The sequence below is a fragment of the Nonomuraea sp. NPDC003727 genome, assembly GCF_053586935.1.
Window position 1 is genome coordinate 1 of sequence record NZ_JBSFNE010000020.1, and the last position, 15574, is coordinate 15574.

At 71.6% G+C, this 15574-nt stretch carries 14 protein-coding genes and 1 pseudogene; 2 read left to right on the top strand and 13 right to left on the bottom strand.

Features of this window, described 5'->3' with window-relative positions; all coding sequences use genetic code 11:
- Nucleotides 1-205: pseudogene (locus ACWDLG_RS36515) on the bottom strand (histidine kinase); the annotation flags it as partial.
- 86 nt (nucleotides 206-291) lie between these two features.
- The gene (locus tag ACWDLG_RS36520; RefSeq protein ID WP_449928890.1) at nucleotides 292-780 is read right to left on the bottom strand and encodes a hypothetical protein; all 489 of its coding nucleotides are present in this window, start codon (nucleotides 778-780) and stop codon (nucleotides 292-294) included.
- A gap of 183 nt (nucleotides 781-963) precedes the next feature.
- On the opposite strand from ACWDLG_RS36520, the gene ACWDLG_RS36525 reads away from it, so the two are divergent.
- The gene (locus ACWDLG_RS36525) at nucleotides 964-1593 is read left to right on the top strand and encodes a helix-turn-helix domain-containing protein (RefSeq protein ID WP_449928892.1); all 630 of its coding nucleotides are present in this window, start codon (nucleotides 964-966) and stop codon (nucleotides 1591-1593) included.
- Nucleotides 1594-1643: 50 nt separating this feature from the next.
- Here the strand turns inward: ACWDLG_RS36525 and ACWDLG_RS36530 are convergent, their stop codons facing one another.
- The 5 genes from ACWDLG_RS36530 to ACWDLG_RS36550 are packed head-to-tail and all read right to left on the bottom strand — an operon-like array spanning nucleotide 1644 to nucleotide 5680.
- Complete coding sequence (locus ACWDLG_RS36530; protein WP_449928894.1) at nucleotides 1644-2585, bottom strand: asparaginase; 942 nt, start codon at nucleotides 2583-2585, stop codon at nucleotides 1644-1646.
- Nucleotides 2578-3375, bottom strand: a complete 798-nt coding sequence (locus ACWDLG_RS36535; RefSeq protein ID WP_449928896.1) for an amino acid ABC transporter permease — start codon at nucleotides 3373-3375, stop codon at nucleotides 2578-2580. The genes ACWDLG_RS36530 and ACWDLG_RS36535 overlap by 8 nt, the downstream gene beginning before the upstream one ends.
- Nucleotides 3372-4016: an amino acid ABC transporter permease gene (locus ACWDLG_RS36540; protein WP_449928898.1), complete on the bottom strand. Its 645-nt coding sequence runs from the start codon at nucleotides 4014-4016 to the stop codon at nucleotides 3372-3374. Before ACWDLG_RS36540 ends, ACWDLG_RS36535 begins: the two co-directional genes overlap by 4 nt.
- Complete coding sequence (locus ACWDLG_RS36545) at nucleotides 4016-4933, bottom strand: glutamate ABC transporter substrate-binding protein (protein ID WP_449928900.1); 918 nt, start codon at nucleotides 4931-4933, stop codon at nucleotides 4016-4018. The genes ACWDLG_RS36540 and ACWDLG_RS36545 overlap by 1 nt, the downstream gene beginning before the upstream one ends.
- 18 nt (nucleotides 4934-4951) lie before the next feature.
- Entirely contained in the window at nucleotides 4952-5680 is a 729-nt protein-coding gene (locus ACWDLG_RS36550; protein WP_449928902.1) for an amino acid ABC transporter ATP-binding protein, read from the bottom strand.
- Nucleotides 5681-5827: 147 nt separating this feature from the next.
- On the opposite strand from ACWDLG_RS36550, the gene ACWDLG_RS36555 reads away from it, so the two are divergent.
- A complete protein-coding gene (locus ACWDLG_RS36555; protein WP_354915971.1) occupies nucleotides 5828-6967 on the top strand; it encodes an ROK family transcriptional regulator in 1140 nt (379 codons plus the stop codon).
- Nucleotides 6968-7005: 38 nt separating this feature from the next.
- Here the strand turns inward: ACWDLG_RS36555 and ACWDLG_RS36560 are convergent, their stop codons facing one another.
- Genes ACWDLG_RS36560 through ACWDLG_RS36585 form a run of 6 tightly spaced genes read right to left on the bottom strand, consistent with a single transcriptional unit; the run spans nucleotide 7006 to nucleotide 15573 of the window.
- On the bottom strand, nucleotides 7006-8289 hold the full coding sequence (locus ACWDLG_RS36560; protein ID WP_449928904.1) for a nucleotide sugar dehydrogenase: 1284 nt from the start codon (nucleotides 8287-8289) through the stop codon (nucleotides 7006-7008).
- Nucleotides 8289-10949, bottom strand: a complete 2661-nt coding sequence (locus ACWDLG_RS36565) for a non-ribosomal peptide synthetase (protein ID WP_449928906.1) — start codon at nucleotides 10947-10949, stop codon at nucleotides 8289-8291. Before ACWDLG_RS36565 ends, ACWDLG_RS36560 begins: the two co-directional genes overlap by 1 nt.
- Nucleotides 10946-13837, bottom strand: coding sequence for an AMP-binding protein (locus ACWDLG_RS36570; RefSeq protein WP_449928908.1), 2892 nt, complete (start codon nucleotides 13835-13837; stop codon nucleotides 10946-10948). Before ACWDLG_RS36570 ends, ACWDLG_RS36565 begins: the two co-directional genes overlap by 4 nt.
- Before the next feature lie 2 nt (nucleotides 13838-13839).
- Entirely contained in the window at nucleotides 13840-14058 is a 219-nt protein-coding gene (locus ACWDLG_RS36575; RefSeq protein ID WP_449928910.1) for a phosphopantetheine-binding protein, read from the bottom strand.
- 1 nt (nucleotide 14059) lies between these two features.
- Nucleotides 14060-14860 carry a glycosyltransferase family 2 protein gene (locus ACWDLG_RS36580; protein WP_449928912.1) on the bottom strand — a complete coding sequence of 267 codons (801 nt, stop codon included), beginning with the start codon at nucleotides 14858-14860 and terminating at the stop codon, nucleotides 14060-14062.
- The gene (locus ACWDLG_RS36585) at nucleotides 14839-15573 is read right to left on the bottom strand and encodes a polysaccharide deacetylase family protein (RefSeq protein ID WP_449928914.1); all 735 of its coding nucleotides are present in this window, start codon (nucleotides 15571-15573) and stop codon (nucleotides 14839-14841) included. Before ACWDLG_RS36585 ends, ACWDLG_RS36580 begins: the two co-directional genes overlap by 22 nt.
- Between the last annotated feature and the right edge of the window lies 1 nt (nucleotide 15574).

Below are 15574 nucleotides of genomic sequence, written 5' to 3' on the forward strand. Positions count from 1 at the left end.
GCTCCTCCCCCACCACGCCCAGCGCCCCGTAACTGGCGTCCACCAGATCGGTCGCCGTCTCCACGATCCGGCGCAGCATCGTCTCCAGATCCAGGCCACTGCCCACCGACACCACCGCGTCCAGCAACGCGTGCACCCGGTCACGGGTGGCCAGCACGGCGTTCAACCGGACCTGGAGCTCCTCCAGCAGCTCGTCGAGCCGCATGTGTGGCAGCAGCGGGTTGGACACACCTGGAAGTTTTCCACCGGGACGGCAAACCGCCCACCACGGATGGGTGGGCGTTTCTTGGACTATTTGAGGTACGGCCTGGTGACGAGCCTGCCGAGACCGAGCGTGTCCCCCGCCCTGACCACGGCGAGCAGGGCCAGCCCGACGGCGTAGACGATGTACTCGTGGGCGAACGGCCGGCCGGACAGCGGCAGCGCGGCCGCCCACATGAGGGCCAGCGTGATCCCGCCCGCCGTGGCCACCGCCCGGGTGGCGACGCCGAGCACGAGACAGAGACCGAATCCGAGCAGCCCGAACATGAACAGCCCATCCACCCACGGCTGCCCGGCCGGCGCCGGCAGACCGCCGTGCCGGAAGGCCGAGGTCGGGCTGCCGCCGTACATCCACGCCTGATGGACGGGCGTGACCAGGCCGAACGCCCGGTCCACGTAGGCCCACAGGAACAGCGAGCCGGCGGCGATGCGGGCCACGCCCCAGACGTAGTCGAGCGGCCTGACCGGATCCTCTGCCGGCTCCTCCGCGGAATCGGCTTCGGTGAGAGAGCGGTGCATTGTTCCTTCCCAGTGCCGAGTGCCGACACCAGCACACCATCCGGACCCGTCCGCCGGGCAGGGCCGAAAGTCCTTTTCTGCTGCCTACCGAGGTCCCGGCGACGCGATGTCCGACGGCCGTGGCGGGCCGCCGGAGGCGTCCGTAGCGTCGGGGCGTACCGGACGACGAGGAGGAGCCCCACGATGACCAGCGATCTGGGCCGCAGGGTCCGTCACCACCGCGAACGCCTCGGCCTCACCACCGAAGAGGCGGCCGAGCGGGCGCGGCTGTCCCCCGGCGACCTGCGGCACCTGGAGGCGCAGGCGGCCACGCCCGGCATGGAGACGTTGCAGCGGCTGGCCGACGCCCTGGACACCACGACCGGGGATCTGCTCGGCGACGTCCCTGACCGGCCGCAGGGCGGCGCTCCGGCGCTGGCCGCCCCCCGGCTGGAGCCGCTCGCGGCCGAGGAGTGCCTGCGGCTGATCGCGCCTGGCGGGGTGGGCCGCGTGGCGTTCGACGGGCTGCGCGGGCCGACGGTGCTGCCCGTCAACTACCGCCTCGACGAGGGGGCGATCGTCTTCCGCACCGCGTACGGCGGGCCGATGGACGAGGACCTGCGGACGGGTCTCGAAGGGGTCGAACGGATGGTCGGCTTCGAGGTCGACAGGATCGACGACGCGATGCGGACGGGCTGGAGCGTGCTGGTCCAGGGTCCGGCGCGGCACGAGGCGACCGGGCCGGAGGTGACCCCGTGGGCGGGCGGCGACCGGACGCTCTACGTCAGGATCACGCCCACCCGGATCACCGGCCGCCGCATCGTCGCCGCGTGACCTGCCCGGCACCGCACCGGCACCGCACCTGTGCGGGGCCTGCCCAGCACCTACACCGCGTGGATCCGCCCTACGGGCACGCCGCCGCCCAGCACCGGGACCGTGGTGAAGGCGCCGGCGTCCGAGACGTCGCAGCCCATCCGGCGCAGCACCGCAAGCGCGATCGCCGTCGTGGCCCTGGGGCTGCCGTCGATGACCTTGACGGCGACGGCGTGGCCCGAGCCGAGCGCCGCGACCAGCACGCCCTCTGCGCCGCCCTTCACCACCGCGCCGGGCAGGGCGCGCATGAGCTCGGTGTTCTGGTGTCCGGTGCCGCCGACGTACTCGGGGTGTTCCCGCATGGCGTCGGCGACCTGGCGGGGCGCGCTGCCCGGCGCGGCCAGCACCAGCGCCCGCACCGCCCCGGCCAGGCCGGCCAGAGACAGCCCGAACAGGGGCGCGCCGCATCCGTCGACGGCCACCGCGGCGGCCCTCTCCCCTGACAGCTCCTCCACGGCCGTCCTCACCCGGCGCTGGAGCGGGTGGTCCTGGTCGAGGTAGGAGGCCACGTCCCAGCCGTTGGCGACGCAGGCGGCCAGCATCGCGGCGTGCTTGCCCGAGCAGTTCATCCGCTCGCGCGTCCTGCCGTGGCCGTCACGGATCAGCCGGTGGCGGGTGGCCTCGTCCTCCGGCCAGTCCTCGGGGCAGCGCAGGTGACCGAGGCCGAGGCCGTACTCCTCGAGGAGTTCGGCGACCAGCCGTACGTGGAAGTCCTCGCCGGTGTGGCTGCCGGCCGCGATCGCCAGGCGCGGGCCCGGCAGGACCGCGCCCGCGGTCAGGCAGGCCAGCGCCTGGAACGGCTTGGCCGACGAGCGGGGCAGGACAGGGGCGTCCACGCAGCCGAGGGCGACCTCGACCCGGCCGTCGGGGCCGAGGCCGACGGCGCTGCCGTAGTGGACGCTCTCGACGAAGCCCGAGCGGACCACCTCGGCGAGGACGGCGGGTTCAGGCACGGGCTTTGCTCCTTCGCTCCAGGACCCTGGCCAGCTTGGACAGCGAGGCGTTGACCACGAGGTAGATCAGCGCCAGCACCACGTAGGTCTGGATGAGCAGGCCGTTGTAGGCGGCCAGGACCTTGCCCGAGTACAGCAGTTCGCCGTAGCTGACCACGAAACCGAGCGAGGTGTCCTTGAGCAGGCCGACGGACTGGCTGACGATCGACGGCAGCACCCGGCGGGCGGCCTGCGGCAGCACGATCATCCGCATGGTCTGCAGGCGGGTCAGCCCGACGGCCAGGCCCGCCTCGGTCTGCCCGCGCTCGACCGACAGGATGCCGGCGCGGAAGATCTCGGCGAAGGCGGCCGCGTTCGAGACGGTCAGCGGCACCACGAGCTTCCAGAACAGCGGCAGGTCGAGGCCGTATCTGGGCAGCGCGAACAGCACCACGTACACCAGCAGCAGTGCCGGGATGACCCGCACCACCTCGACGTAGCCGGCCGACGGCCCGCGCACCCAGCGCCGCTCGGACAGCCTGCCGAGGGCCAGCAGCAGGCCCAGGGCCATGGACAGCGCCGCCGACACCACGGCGGCCAGCGCCGTCGACCACAGGCCGTTGAGCAGGTAGCGCCACATGGGCCAGGTGGCGTACGGCTGCCAGCGCTCGTAGGCCAGCTGCCCGTTGGCGGCGAACTGGCGGATCGCGAGCGCGGCGAGCGCGAGCGCGACCAGGACGCCCAGGACGGTGGCGACCCGGATCCTGCGCCTGGCGCGCGGCCCCGGCTCGTCGAACAGGACACTGCTCATCGGATCATCACCAGCCGTCGCTCGAGCCGTCCCGTCGTGAAGCCGATGACGGCGGCGATGAGCGCGTACATCAGGCCCGCACCGACGAAGATCGGGATGGGCTGGGCCTCCATCAGGTTCACCCTGTTGGCCGCGGCGGTCAGGTCGACCACGCTGATCGCGCCGGCCAGCGCGGTGTTCATGGTGAGCGCGATGAGGATGTTGCCGAGCGGCTGGACGACCGTGCGCAGTGCCTGGGGCAGGATGACGTACCACAGGGACTGCCGGAACGTCAGCCCGAGCGCCCTGGCCGCCTCACCCTGGCCCTGGCCGACCGCGTTGACGCCCGAACGCAGCGCCTCGGCCACGTAGGCGGCCTCGTAGACCGAGATCACCACGATCGCGGTCACCATCGGCCCCGCCTTGATCCCGATCTCTGGCAGGCCGAACCAGGCCAGCAGGAGCAGGACCAGCAGCGGCAGGTTCTGGAACGCCTCCACGTAGGCGGTGCCCATGGCGCGCAGCACGCCGACCGGGCTCACCCGCATCGCGGTGACCAGCACCCCGAGCACCGCCGCGCCGACGAAGGACGCGACGGTGAGCTGGAGCGTCACGACCAGGCCCTGCCAGAGTTCGGGCAGGTGGTCCAGGAGGACGGACATCAGGAACCCGGCACCGAGCCGATCTGCGGCGGGGCGGGCGCCTCGCCCTGGACGACGGTGCCGATGGAGTTCTTCCAGGCCTGCTGCCAGACGCCGGTGCTCTGCGTCTTCTTCAGCCAGTCGTTGACGAACGACTTGAACTGGTCGTCGCCGTGCTTGAGGCCGATGCCGTACGGATCCTGGGTGAAGGGGTTGCCGACCACCTGGATGGAGGGGTCCTTCTGCGCGTTGGCGATCAGGAGCGTCTCGTCCTGCACGTAGGCCACGCCCCGGTCCTGCTTGAGCGCCTGCATGCACTCGGGGTCGCTGCCGAAGGTGATGATCTCCGCCTGCGGCGCCAGCTTCTTGATCGCGGGGATGGCCGGGGTGTTGGCGCCCGCGATGACCTTCTTGCCGTTGAGGTCCTCGGGCTTGGCGATGCCCGTGGCGCCCTTCTTGACGGCGATCGTCAGGCCGGAGGTGTAGTACGGCCCGGCGAAGGCGACCTGCTTGGCCCGCTCGGGGGTGATCGTGTACGTCTGGAAGACGACGTCGACGGTCCCGTTGCTGAGCAGCGCCTCACGCGTCTCCGAGGCCGAGTTGACGATCTTCACCTTCGGCTCGCCGATGATGTACTTGGCCAGGGCCTTGCCCATGTCGGCGTCGAAGCCCTCGACCTCGCCGCTGACCGGGTTCTGCTGTGACAGCAGCGGGGCGTCGAGCGAGCCGCCGACGAGGAGCTCGCCGCGCTTCTTGATCTTGTCCATCGTCGAGCCGGGCAGGATCGCGGCGGCGTCGGCGACGGGGGCCTTGGCGAGCAGGTCGTTGGCGGCGGGCTTCGCCTCTCCTGGCACGGCGGGGCTGCCGGTGGACTCCGTGCTCGAGCAGGCGGCGAGGCCGAGCAGCGACACGGCGACGACAGCGACCATCTTCTTCATGGGCACCATCCCTTGCGTTCAGTGAGTGAGTACCTTGGCCAGGAAGTCCCTGGCCCGGTCCGTCTGGGGGGCGTCGAAGAAGGCCGCGGGAGCGCCCTCCTCGACGATCTGGCCGTCGGCCATGAACACCACGCGGTCGGCCGCCCTGCGCGCGAAACCCATCTCGTGGGTGACGACGACCATGGTCATGCCGTCGGCGGCCAGGCCGGTCATGACGTCCAGCACCTCGCCGACCATCTCGGGGTCGAGGGCGGAGGTCGGCTCGTCGAAGAGCATGACCTTGGGTCGCATGGCCAGGGCGCGGGCGATGGCGGCGCGCTGCTGCTGCCCGCCGGACAGCTGTCCCGGCAGCTTGCCCGCCTGCGCGCCGATGCCGACGCGGTCGAGCAGGTCGCGAGCCGTCTTCTCGGCCTCGTCACGGCCGACGCCGCGCACCTTCATCGGGGCGAGCGTGATGTTCTCCAGCACGGTCTTGTGCTGGAAGAGGTTGAACGACTGGAAGACCATGCCGACGTCGGCGCGCAGCCTGGCCAGCTCGCGGCCCTCCAGCGGGGCGGGCGCACCGTCGATGGCGATCTCGCCCTTCTGGGCCGTCTCCAGCCGGTTGAGGCAGCGGCACAGCGTGGACTTGCCCGAACCCGACGGGCCGATCACCACCACGACCTCGCCGCGCGCGACGTCGAGGTCGATGTCGCGCAGCACGTGGTGCCGGCCGAACCACTTGTTCAGCCCTCGTACCCGAATCATCCAGTCCTCCCACGGTCACGGAACCCTCTTTGCCAGGTATCCCGCGACACTTCCTTCGATATCGAAGATATGGCGGACCGTAATGGATGATTTCGCGCTAAGTCAACACATTGTCGTACGAAGGTAAAGCGTGGTATTCATCTGCTCATGTCTGGCAAAGAGCGGCTGCCCGTGACGGGGGCGCAGGGGGAACTGCTGCGGCTCGTCGCCACCGGCCAGGCCGAGTCACGCGCCGATCTGGCGCGGCTTTCCGGCCTGGCCGCCTCCAGCGTGTCGCTGCGGGTCGAAGAGCTGCTCGAAGCCGGGCTGCTGGTCGAGGAGGGCTCAGGCACCTCGCGCGGCGGACGCAGGCCCCGCCGGCTGCGGCTGGCCCCCAGCGCGGGCCTGCTGGCGGTCGCCGACCTCGGCTCCCATCACGTACGGCTCGGCCTGCTCGATCTGAGCGGGACACCGCTCGCCGTACAGGAACGGGCCTGTGACATCGCGGCCGGCCCCGAGGCGGTGCTCGACTGGATGGCCGACGCCTTCGACGACCTGCTGCGCACGCGCGCCCCCTCCGGGATGCCGCTGCGCGGCGTCGGCACCGGGATCCCCGGGCCGGTCGACCCGGCCTCCGGGCGTGTCGTCGGCCCCTCCCGCATGCCGGGGTGGAACAACTACCCGGTGGCCGAGCACCTGGGCGCCCGCTACGACCTGCCGGTGCTCGTCGAGAACGACGCCAACCTCATGGCCGTCGGCGAGGCTCGCTCGTGGCCCGGCTCGGACAACCTCATGGTGCTCAAGACCGGCACCGGCATAGGGTGCGGCGTGATCGTCAACGGCCACCTGCACAGAGGCAGGGGCGCGGCGGGCGACATCAGCCACGTCAGGGTCCGCACCGACCCCTCGGTGATGTGCTCGTGCGGCCACCCCGACTGCCTGGAGGCCTACGCCAGCGGCGCCGCGCTGATGGCCGCGCTGGCCGAGGCGGGCATCGTGGTCGACCGGCCCGCCGACATCATCGGCCTGGTCAGCGACGCGGTGCCCGAGGCGACCAGCCTGGTGCGCGGCGCCGGACGGCTGATCGGCGAGGTCCTCACCGTGCTCGTCAACTTCTTCAACCCCGACGTGATCGCCGTCGGCGGCAGCCTGTCGGCGGCCGAGCCGCTGATCGCGGCGATCAGGGCGGCGGTGTACGAGCGCTGCCTGCCGCTGGCCACCCGCGACCTGGAGATCGCGCCGGCGCGGGCGGGCAAGGACGTCGCGCTGCTCGGCGCGGGCGCCCTCCTCCTCGACGCCGTCCTCTGACACGGCCGGACGCGGCCCGGCGGTACGGGAAACGGTTCCTAGAGTCGTTCGACGCGCTCGCCCTCGGTGAGCACCCCTCTGGTGTCGAGGACGAGCCTGCCCTGATCTTCGATGATCTCCAGGTCGAAGGTGGCGTGCTGCTGCAGGAGCACCGTCAGGTCCGCTCCGGCGACCGCCGTCGCGAGGTCTTCCGCGCGTGGCACCGCGCTGCCGTTCACCTGCCACTCCTTGACGTACGGGTCGAGGTAGACCAGATCGGCGCCGAACTCCAGCAGCGCCCGCGCGACGGGCAGGGCCGGGCTCTCGCGTTCGTCGGCGATGTCGGCTTTGTAGGTGACGCCGAGCAACAGCACCTTGGAACCGTTGAGGGCTTTGCGACACCGGTTGAGCAGCCGCTGCGCGCGGGCCACCACGTAGGACGGCATGCGCTCGTTGATCTCCTGAGCCAGTTCCACGAACCGGAACGGGTAGCCCAGCTTTCGCACGGCGTACGACAGGTACGACGGGTCGACGGGAATGCAGTGCCCGCCGACGCCGGGCCCGGGAAGGAACTTCTGGAAGCCGAACGGCTTGGTGCCCGCGGCCTCGATGGCCTCCCACAGGTCGATGCCGAGTTCGTCGCAGAAGATCGCCATCTCGTTGACGAGCGCGATGTTGACGTGCCGGTAGGTGTTCTCCAGGAGCTTGGCCATCTCCGCCTCGCGGGTGCCGCTGACCGGCACGATCTGCTGGACGAACCGCGCGTAGAACGCCGAGGCCACCTCCAGGCAGGTGTCGGTGTGGCCGCCGACGACCTTGGGGGTGTTGCGCAGGCCGTACTTGGGATTGCCCGGGTCGATGCGCTCAGGAGAGAAGGCGAGGTGGAAATCCGTCCCCGCCAGGAGGCCGGAGGTCTCCAGGATCGGGCGGGCGACCTTGTCGGTCGTGCCGGGCCAGGTGGTGGACTCCAGGACGACCAGCGTGCCGGCGCTCAGGTTCCTGGCGATGGTCACAGCGGCGCTTTCCACCGCGGAGAGGTCGGGGCGATGGTCGTCGTCGAGCGGGGTGGGCACGCAGATGACGATCGTCCGGCTGCGGGCCAGCACGCTCTCGTCGGTTGTCGCGCGGAAGCCGCCGGCCTGCGCCATGTGCTCGAGGTCGGCGTCGGTCACGTCGTCGACGTACGACCGGCCGGCGTTGAGGGCGTCCACCTTTCGCGGGTCGGCTTCGAAGCCGACGACGCGGAGCCCCGCGGCCACGGCCTCCTTCGCCAGAGGCATTCCGACGTAGCCCAGTCCGACCACCGCGAGGTCGTAGCCGGCGCCGGAGGGGTCGCGTGCCATCAACGATCCGTGGAGTCGAGGCGCCGCAGGGCGGTGGCCAGCCGGCCGGCGCTGAGTCCTGTGGTTATCGGCGGCACCCGGTCGCCGAACCGGAGCCGGAAGCGCGCGGTCAGGTCGGCAGGTCCGAAGAACTGCCCCGTCCAGGCGGGAACAGTGGTCCTCAGGTCGCTGTCCTCGCCCAGCGACGTGGTGAAGAGCTCGACGACCGCGCGCTGCACGGCGGTCGCCGGGCTGCCCGTGGCCTTCCCGCTCGTGTGAGCGGCCGCACGGGGCGGCGGGAGCGCGGCCCGGTCAAGCTTGCCGTTGCCGGTCCGCGGCATCCGGTCGAGCACCGTCCAGGTCGCGGGCACCATGGAGGCAGGCAGGAACCGGCCGGTGTGCGCGCTGAGTTCCGGCCGGCTGAGCGCGGCCGCGCCGGTGGCGACGACGTAGGCGTCGAGCCGATGGTGATCACCGGCGCGCGCCGCGACGACGGCCACCTCTCGCACCTGAGGGTGCCTCGAGATGACCTGCTCGATCTCCGCGGGCTCCACACGGAGGCCGCGCATGTTGATCTGTTCGTCGATGCGGCCGAGGAACTCCAGATCGCCGTCCGGTCGCCAGCGGACCAGGTCCCCGGTCCGGTAGACGACGCCGGCGGCGAAGGGGTTGGCGACGAAGCGCGAAGCGGTGAGATCCGGCCGCCCCACGTAGCCGCGGGCGACTCCCGCGCCGCCGATGCACAGTTCGCCGGGGACTCCGATGGGAACCGGCGCCAGCCGTTCGTCGAGGACGTAGGCGAGGGCACCCGGTATCGGCCGCCCGATCGGCACCGACCTCGCGGGCGGCTTCCCGCGGTCGCAGGTGTACGAGGTGGCCCAGACGGTCGTCTCCGTCGGGCCGTATTCGTTGATGAGAACGGCTTCACGCGTCACCTCGTTGTGGCGCGTCACGAGAGCGGGAGGGCACACCTCACCGCCGACCACAGCGCAGCGCAGCCCGGCGACGGAGTCAGGAGCGGCGTCCAGCAGCGCGGCGTACTGTCCTGGAACCCCGTCGACGTGTGTCACACGCTCGCGCGTGATGAGCTCGCCCAGCAGCCAGGGGTCGCCGACCTCGTCGTCCGTGGGCAGGACCAGCGTGCCTGCCCTTGTCAGGGTCAGGTAGACGCCGGCGCCGAGGGCGTCGAAAGCCGGCCCGGCCAAGGCCAGGTAGGAGTCGATCGGACCGGGGAAGACGGGGTAACGGGCGAGGGTGGACGCGACGATCTGCCGGTGCTCGACCTGAACCCCCTTGGGGCGACCGCTGGATCCGGAGGTATAGATCACGTAGGCGAGCCGGTCGGGCTCCGCCTCCGCCTGCCGCCTCCCATGAGGAGCGGCCGGCACGCTGCCGGATCGAAGGGCGTCCAGCGTCTCGCCGTCGATCACGATCTCGGCGCGCGCGTCGGCCGTCATGAAGGCCAGGCGATCGGCGGGATGGCCCGGATCGAGCGGGAGGTAGGCGGCACCGGCCTTGAGCACTCCCAGGAAGGCGACGATGAGGTCGACCGAGCGCGGCAACCGTACCCCGACGACGTCCTCGCCGCGCACGCCGAGATCGCGCAGTCGCCGGGCGAGCAGAGCGGACCGGCGATCGAGCTGTCCGTAGGTGATCCGCTCGGTTCCGCACACCACGGCCACGGCGTCGTCGGGGCCGGCTATGAGCTCGTGAAGCACGTGGCTGCTCGCGGCCGGCTCCGCCGTACGGCTGAAGCGTCCGACCACCGTCGTCCGCTCGGCCTCCCCCATGAGCGAGATCGCGGAGAGGGTGTCACGGGGGTCGGCCGCCAGCACCCGCTCCACCTGGTGGAGCAGCCGCTCGGCGGTCGCCTCGTCGATGTCCCTGGCGTCGAAGCACGTGTCGTCCATGCCGATGGTGAGGCTCGATCCGACCGCCCCGTGCGGCGGCACCCTGGGGATCAGCGTCAGCGGCCCGGCGTCGACGAACCTCGGCGGAGCGGCTGCGTCAGCGAAGTGAACCGCGGGCAGATGCCGGATCCCGGCATCCTCCATGACCTGATGCGCGCCGTCCCGGAAGGCGCCCGCGTGACGGAGTCCTCTCCCCCGGCGTTCCCTCACCTGGTCCACCAGGTCGCTGAGGGATGCCGTGTCGTCGATGTCGATCCGGACGAAACCTTCGGGAACGCCGATCAGCAGATCTCGTGATCGAGTCCAGCGTCCCAGTACCGCCGCCAGCGCGGCGAGCACGGATTCCGGTGCCGCGTCCTCGAACCGGTGCCTGATCACGCCGGGACCCGCGCCCGGGCTGCCTTCCACCGGTATCCGCGACACGGGAGGATCGGTGATCACGTCCCGCCAGTGGGCGCGGGCCCGCGCGGTCGGCTCGTCGCCGCCGGCCGCCGCCCGGCCCGCGTAGGCGTCCGCGACCGCCTGGACGAACTCCCCGGGAGTCGCGGTCTGCGCGGGAAGCGTCACCGCCACACGGCGGTCGCGCACCAGAAAGCTCGGCGTCAGCCGGACGGGAACCGGAACCTCGAGGCAGGGGAACGCGGCGAGCGCCCCTTCGAGCCGGGTCCGATCGACGGCTCCCGCGAGGTCGATCGTGAACGTGACGGTGTGCCAGGGGCCGTCGGGATCGAGAACCCACTGCTCCCAGAGCCGCCGTCGTCGTGCGGTCATCGTGGCTCCTCGACTGCTCGGACGATCGCGTCGCACAGGGCCGCGGCGACATCCGCGGGTACGGCCTCGCACCGATGACTGACCCGCAGCACCGATCCGGGCAGGAACTCGATGACGAGGTCGACGTCGAGCCGGGTGGTGTCGGCCCAGACGAAGCGCGTCGCCGCCGGCAGGTCGAGCCGCGGCTCGGGAGCGTCCTGCACGGCCAGGACGGTGGTGTAGAGCGGACGCCGGCGGGCCAGTCTGGCCACCTCGTAGGCGGGCACGTCCTGGTGGCTCAGGGCGTCCACCAACCCTGCCTTCGCGGCCGCGACCCCGGCTCCGCGCAGCCGTACGCACACCATGTCGATCAGGCAGGTCACCGACCTGGCGAGGACGTCGTCGTTGCGCCGGGCCACGGGCACGCCCACGGCGAGGTCGGACCCGCCCGTCAGGGCTTCCACGGCTCGCGCGTACGCGGCCAGCAGGACGACCGTGCTGGTGGTGCGATGCCGCAGGGCGCTCTCGTCGAGCCGCGTGACGGCCAGCGGCCGGCTCACCGAGGCGAGTCTGCCCGGCTCGACGCCGTCACGCCGGCCGGGGTCCGGCAGGCCGGTGAGGGCGTGCCTCCAGTAGGCCCGCTGGGCGTCGAGGTCCGTCACGTCGGCCTGGCGATGGTAGGCGCGGGCGACCTCGCCGAGACCGGGAGCCGGACCGCCGAAGCGAGGGGCGCGACCGTCGAGCCGGGCCCGGTACGCCACTGACAGGTCGTGGGCGAGCAGGCCGGCGGCCCAGCCGTCGATGGCGATGTGGTGCACCACGATGCCGAACCGGCCGGGGGCCAGGGCGGAGCGCCACACCTGTCCGGATTCCAGGTCGAGCGGCCGGATCAGCACCGCCGGCAGATCGTGGGGATCTTCCACCAGCCGGAGTTCGACAGGGTACGGTTCGGCCGCGATCTTCGCCACCGGCCCGTCCCGCAGGAAATAGCGACTGCGCAGAGCCTCGTGCCGGATCGCCACGTCGGTGAGCGCGGCCTGCAGTGCCGCCCGCTCCAGCGTCCCCTCGTACTCCCAGACCAGCGGGCACATGCCGGAGACGTCCTCGGGTCGCATCTGGGCCGCGAGGAAGAACCCGAGCTGGGAGGGCAGGAGGGGGACGGCCGTGGCCGCCGTCGGCGTGCCGGGCTCTCCACGATCCCCGCCGGCCCCACGCGTGCGCAGCCACGCGGCCAGCCGCGCGGCGGTCGGATGGCGCATCACGGCCGAGACGGGAACCGTGACACCGAGGCGGGCCCCCAGCCTGACGCACAGCCTGCCCGCGGCCAACGATGTGCCGCCGAGCGCGAAGAAGTTCTCGGTGACCTGTACTTCCGGCAGTCCGAGCACGTGAGCGAACGCCTCGGCCACGACCTCGGTCACGGGATCGGCAGTCACGGGATCGGCGAGCAGGGGATCGGGATCGACGGAGGTCTCGCCGGTGGCGGCGGGCCTCGCGGGACCGGCGAGCAGGGTGGCGGTGAGCGCCTCGTGGTCGGTCTTGCCGTTGGCGGTCAGCGGAAAGCCGTCCACCCGCGTGATCCGCGCCGGCACGAGATAGCCCGGTAGCCGGGCCCGCAGCTCGCCCTCCACTCCAGGGGCCGGGCGTTCTCCCTGGTAGAAGAGCGCCAGACCGGTCGTCGTGCCGTCCGAGCCGGTGAGCGGCACCGCCGCGCTCCGCACCACCCCGTCGAGGGCGTCCGCGGCCGTCTCGACCTCCGCTGGTTCGACCCGGTGGCCGCGGATCTTGACCTGCCGGTCGAGTCGGCCACGGTATCGCAGCAGGCCGTCCTGCCCGCGTTCGCCACGGTCGCCGGTGCGGTAGGCACGGGTCCGGTCCCCGTCGACGACGATCTCGACGAACCTCTCAGCGGTACCCGCGGCGTCACCGAGGTACCCGCGGGCGAGGCCGTCGCCGCCGGTGAACATCTCCCCGTCGATGAGGTGTATCCGTGTGTCCGGCGCCGGCAGCCCGATCGGGACGTCGCGCCGCGCGCAGTCCTCGGCGGTGACACGGTGAGTGGTGACCAGGATGCCGCATTCGGCGGGCCCGTAGCAGTTCACCAGGGCGATGTCGGGATGCCGGTTCACGAACCTGCCCGCATGGCATGCGGACATCCGCTCGCCGCCCGTCATGACCTGGCGCAGACCGGTGAACGCGTCGAGGTCCTCGTCGACGTACAGGTTGAGGAGCGAGGCCGGGAGGAAGAGCGTGTCCAGCCCGCCGCGGCCGACCAGCTCACGGACCCTCTGCGGGAGCGGGTACGGCTCGGTGACGACGACGGCGGTGCCGCCCGAGCACAGCGCGCCCCACAGTTCGAGGGCGAAGCCGTCCCAGGACACCGCCGTGGACAGCGAGACGATCGGACGGCCGGTGAGGTCGGCGGCACCGCAGCGCGGGAACAGCCGGGCGATCGCCCGGTGGGGGGAGAGCACGCCCTTGGGGCGGCCCGAGGTGCCCGAGGTGAAGACCACGGTGGCGATGTCGTCGCCATCGACGTCCTCGTCGACGCGCGCGCCCCTGGCGGACGCCACGGCGGGGTAGGCGCCGGCGTCGATCACGGCGGCCGGTTCGAGCCGGCGGCTCAACTCCTCGACGCGTACGGCGGGCCAGCCGGGATCCAGAGCCGAGTACGAGGCTCCGCACTTGAGCGTCCCGAGGATCGCCGTGACGAGGCCGATGGATCGGGGCAGCAGCAGCGCCACCCGCTCGCCGGGGCCGACCCCTCTGGCGCGCAGCCCGGCGGCCATCCGGTCGGAGGCGGCGTCCAGTTCGGCGTACGTCAGCACGCGCGTGCCCTCGACCAGGGCAGGGTGGTCTCCTTGGCGCTGCGCGTGGCCGCGGAAGACCTGGTGGAGCACCCTGGTCACGGTCAGCTCACCGCCGCGACCAGATCGCGCAGGACGGGATTGTCCACGAGGTCCTTCACCGCGATGTGGAGCCCGGCCCTGCGCGCCCTGCTGACCATGGTGACCGCGAGCAGGCTGTCTCCGCCCAGCTCGAAGAAGTGGTCGTCCTGGGTGATGCCCTCGATGTCGAGAACCTCCTCCCAGATGCCGGAGAGGGTGATGGCGACCTCGGATGGTGACATATCAGGACTCCTTTGCGGAATGTGGCAGGCAGCGCCCAGCCAGATGGGCGACGTTGAGCACCCTGTTGGTGAGCCGAACCGACGGTGTCGCTCCGGGGACGGCCTGTGTCGCACGGTGCAGGGCCGCGGGCACGGAGAGAGGTTTGTCGTGATGACGCCCGGCGCCGAACGCGGTACGGACCGCCTGGGAGAACCCTTTGCCGTTGCGGTGCACGACCACCAGTGAGGGCACGAAATGAACGGAGAGCCCGAGCCGTTCGAGCTCCGCGACCAGTTTGTTGTCGCCGCCGGGCCCCGCGGATGTCATGCCGCCGGCCTGGAGGAAGGCCTCGCGCCAGACCGCGCTGTTCCCGCCGGCGAAGAAATCGACCGATTCGCCATGCGACAGGCCTCGGTAGCGTTCCATGTACCTGGCCTGGCGTGCCTTGGAGACCAGGCCGGCGTCGAAGGGCAGGACACGGCCGGTGATACCGCCACGGCCCGGTGTGAGCTCCTCGGCGATCCGGTTCAGCCAGTCCGCGCGGGGCAACGCGTCGTCGTCGAGGAAGGCGAGCATCGGTGAGCTCGCCCGCCCGGCGCCGAGGGAGCGAGCGCGCATCGCCCCCTGCGGGCGGGCGTTGCGAATCACCCGCACCGGCAGGCCGGGCACCGACGCGTCGCCGATGCGCGGCTGCGAGCCGTCGTCGATCACGAGCACTTCGTGCAGCAACGTGGTGTCGCAGTCGACGAGCGCCAGCAGGCAGCGGCGCAGGTCGCGATACCTGTCCCTGCTGGGCACGATCACGGTGACGGGCGCGTCCATTGGTCTCTCCATTCACGGCACAGGGCCGGCCATAGCCGGTGGTGTCCCACTGGCAGGTAGGTACGGCGGATCGCGTGCGGCGCCGCGAGCCAGGGCAGCGGAGCGGCTTTGACCGTGCCGAAAGCGAGGGTTCGGGACGGCACGGCCGGCACGCTGGGCACGAGCCCGTAGGGATAGGCCAGCGGGGGCGAGGCCACGGCGAGCCGGTCGCGGATCACCGCGAGCGATTCGGTGATCTCGTGGCGCTGTTCGTCGGCGCCCAGCTCGGGCAACCTGCGGTGGGTCACGGTGTGCGCGCCGATCAGATGCCCGGCCGTGCGCAGTCCGCCCAGTTCCGCCCAGCTCAGCAAGCCGTGGTGGTAGTACGGCTCCGCGCCGGCCGGACCGGTGATGACGAAGAACACCGCCTTGACGCCGAACCGGTCGAGGATCGGCAGCGCGTACTCCAGCGTGTCCCGGTGACCGTCGTCGAAAGTGATCAGGAAGCGCGGTTCCGCGGGCAACGCCCGCAGGTCGCTCAGCGCGCCGGGATCCAGTGGCCTGCCGTACTCGTCCAGCAGCGTCTCCAGGGCATGGGCGAACGCCTGCGGGGTGACCGACGTGTAGTGCTCAAGAGCGGGATGCACGTGGTGGAAGTACAGGACGAGTGGCCAGCCGGGCGCTGAGCCGGCCATGGCGAGCTCCACCTCCGCGGGCAGCGGGCCACGGATCATC

Excerpts from the sequence above, each read along its gene's own strand:
- ACWDLG_RS36585 (WP_449928914.1), bottom strand. The coding sequence starts at position 15,573 with ATGATCCGTGGCCCGCTGCCCGCGGAGGTGGAGCTCGCCATGGCCGGC.
- ACWDLG_RS36540 (WP_449928898.1), bottom strand. The coding sequence starts at position 4,016 with ATGTCCGTCCTCCTGGACCACCTGCCCGAACTCTGGCAGGGCCTGGTC.
- ACWDLG_RS36520 (WP_449928890.1), bottom strand. The coding sequence starts at position 780 with ATGCACCGCTCTCTCACCGAAGCCGATTCCGCGGAGGAGCCGGCAGAG.
- ACWDLG_RS36580 (WP_449928912.1), bottom strand. The coding sequence starts at position 14,860 with ATGGACGCGCCCGTCACCGTGATCGTGCCCAGCAGGGACAGGTATCGC.
- ACWDLG_RS36545 (WP_449928900.1), bottom strand. The coding sequence starts at position 4,933 with ATGAAGAAGATGGTCGCTGTCGTCGCCGTGTCGCTGCTCGGCCTCGCC.
- ACWDLG_RS36535 (WP_449928896.1), bottom strand. The coding sequence starts at position 3,375 with ATGAGCAGTGTCCTGTTCGACGAGCCGGGGCCGCGCGCCAGGCGCAGG.
- ACWDLG_RS36555 (WP_354915971.1), top strand. The coding sequence starts at position 5,828 with ATGTCTGGCAAAGAGCGGCTGCCCGTGACGGGGGCGCAGGGGGAACTG.
- ACWDLG_RS36525 (WP_449928892.1), top strand. The coding sequence starts at position 964 with ATGACCAGCGATCTGGGCCGCAGGGTCCGTCACCACCGCGAACGCCTC.
- ACWDLG_RS36560 (WP_449928904.1), bottom strand. The coding sequence starts at position 8,289 with ATGGCACGCGACCCCTCCGGCGCCGGCTACGACCTCGCGGTGGTCGGA.
- ACWDLG_RS36550 (WP_449928902.1), bottom strand. The coding sequence starts at position 5,680 with ATGATTCGGGTACGAGGGCTGAACAAGTGGTTCGGCCGGCACCACGTG.
- ACWDLG_RS36565 (WP_449928906.1), bottom strand. The coding sequence starts at position 10,949 with ATGACCGCACGACGACGGCGGCTCTGGGAGCAGTGGGTTCTCGATCCC.
- ACWDLG_RS36575 (WP_449928910.1), bottom strand. The coding sequence starts at position 14,058 with ATGTCACCATCCGAGGTCGCCATCACCCTCTCCGGCATCTGGGAGGAG.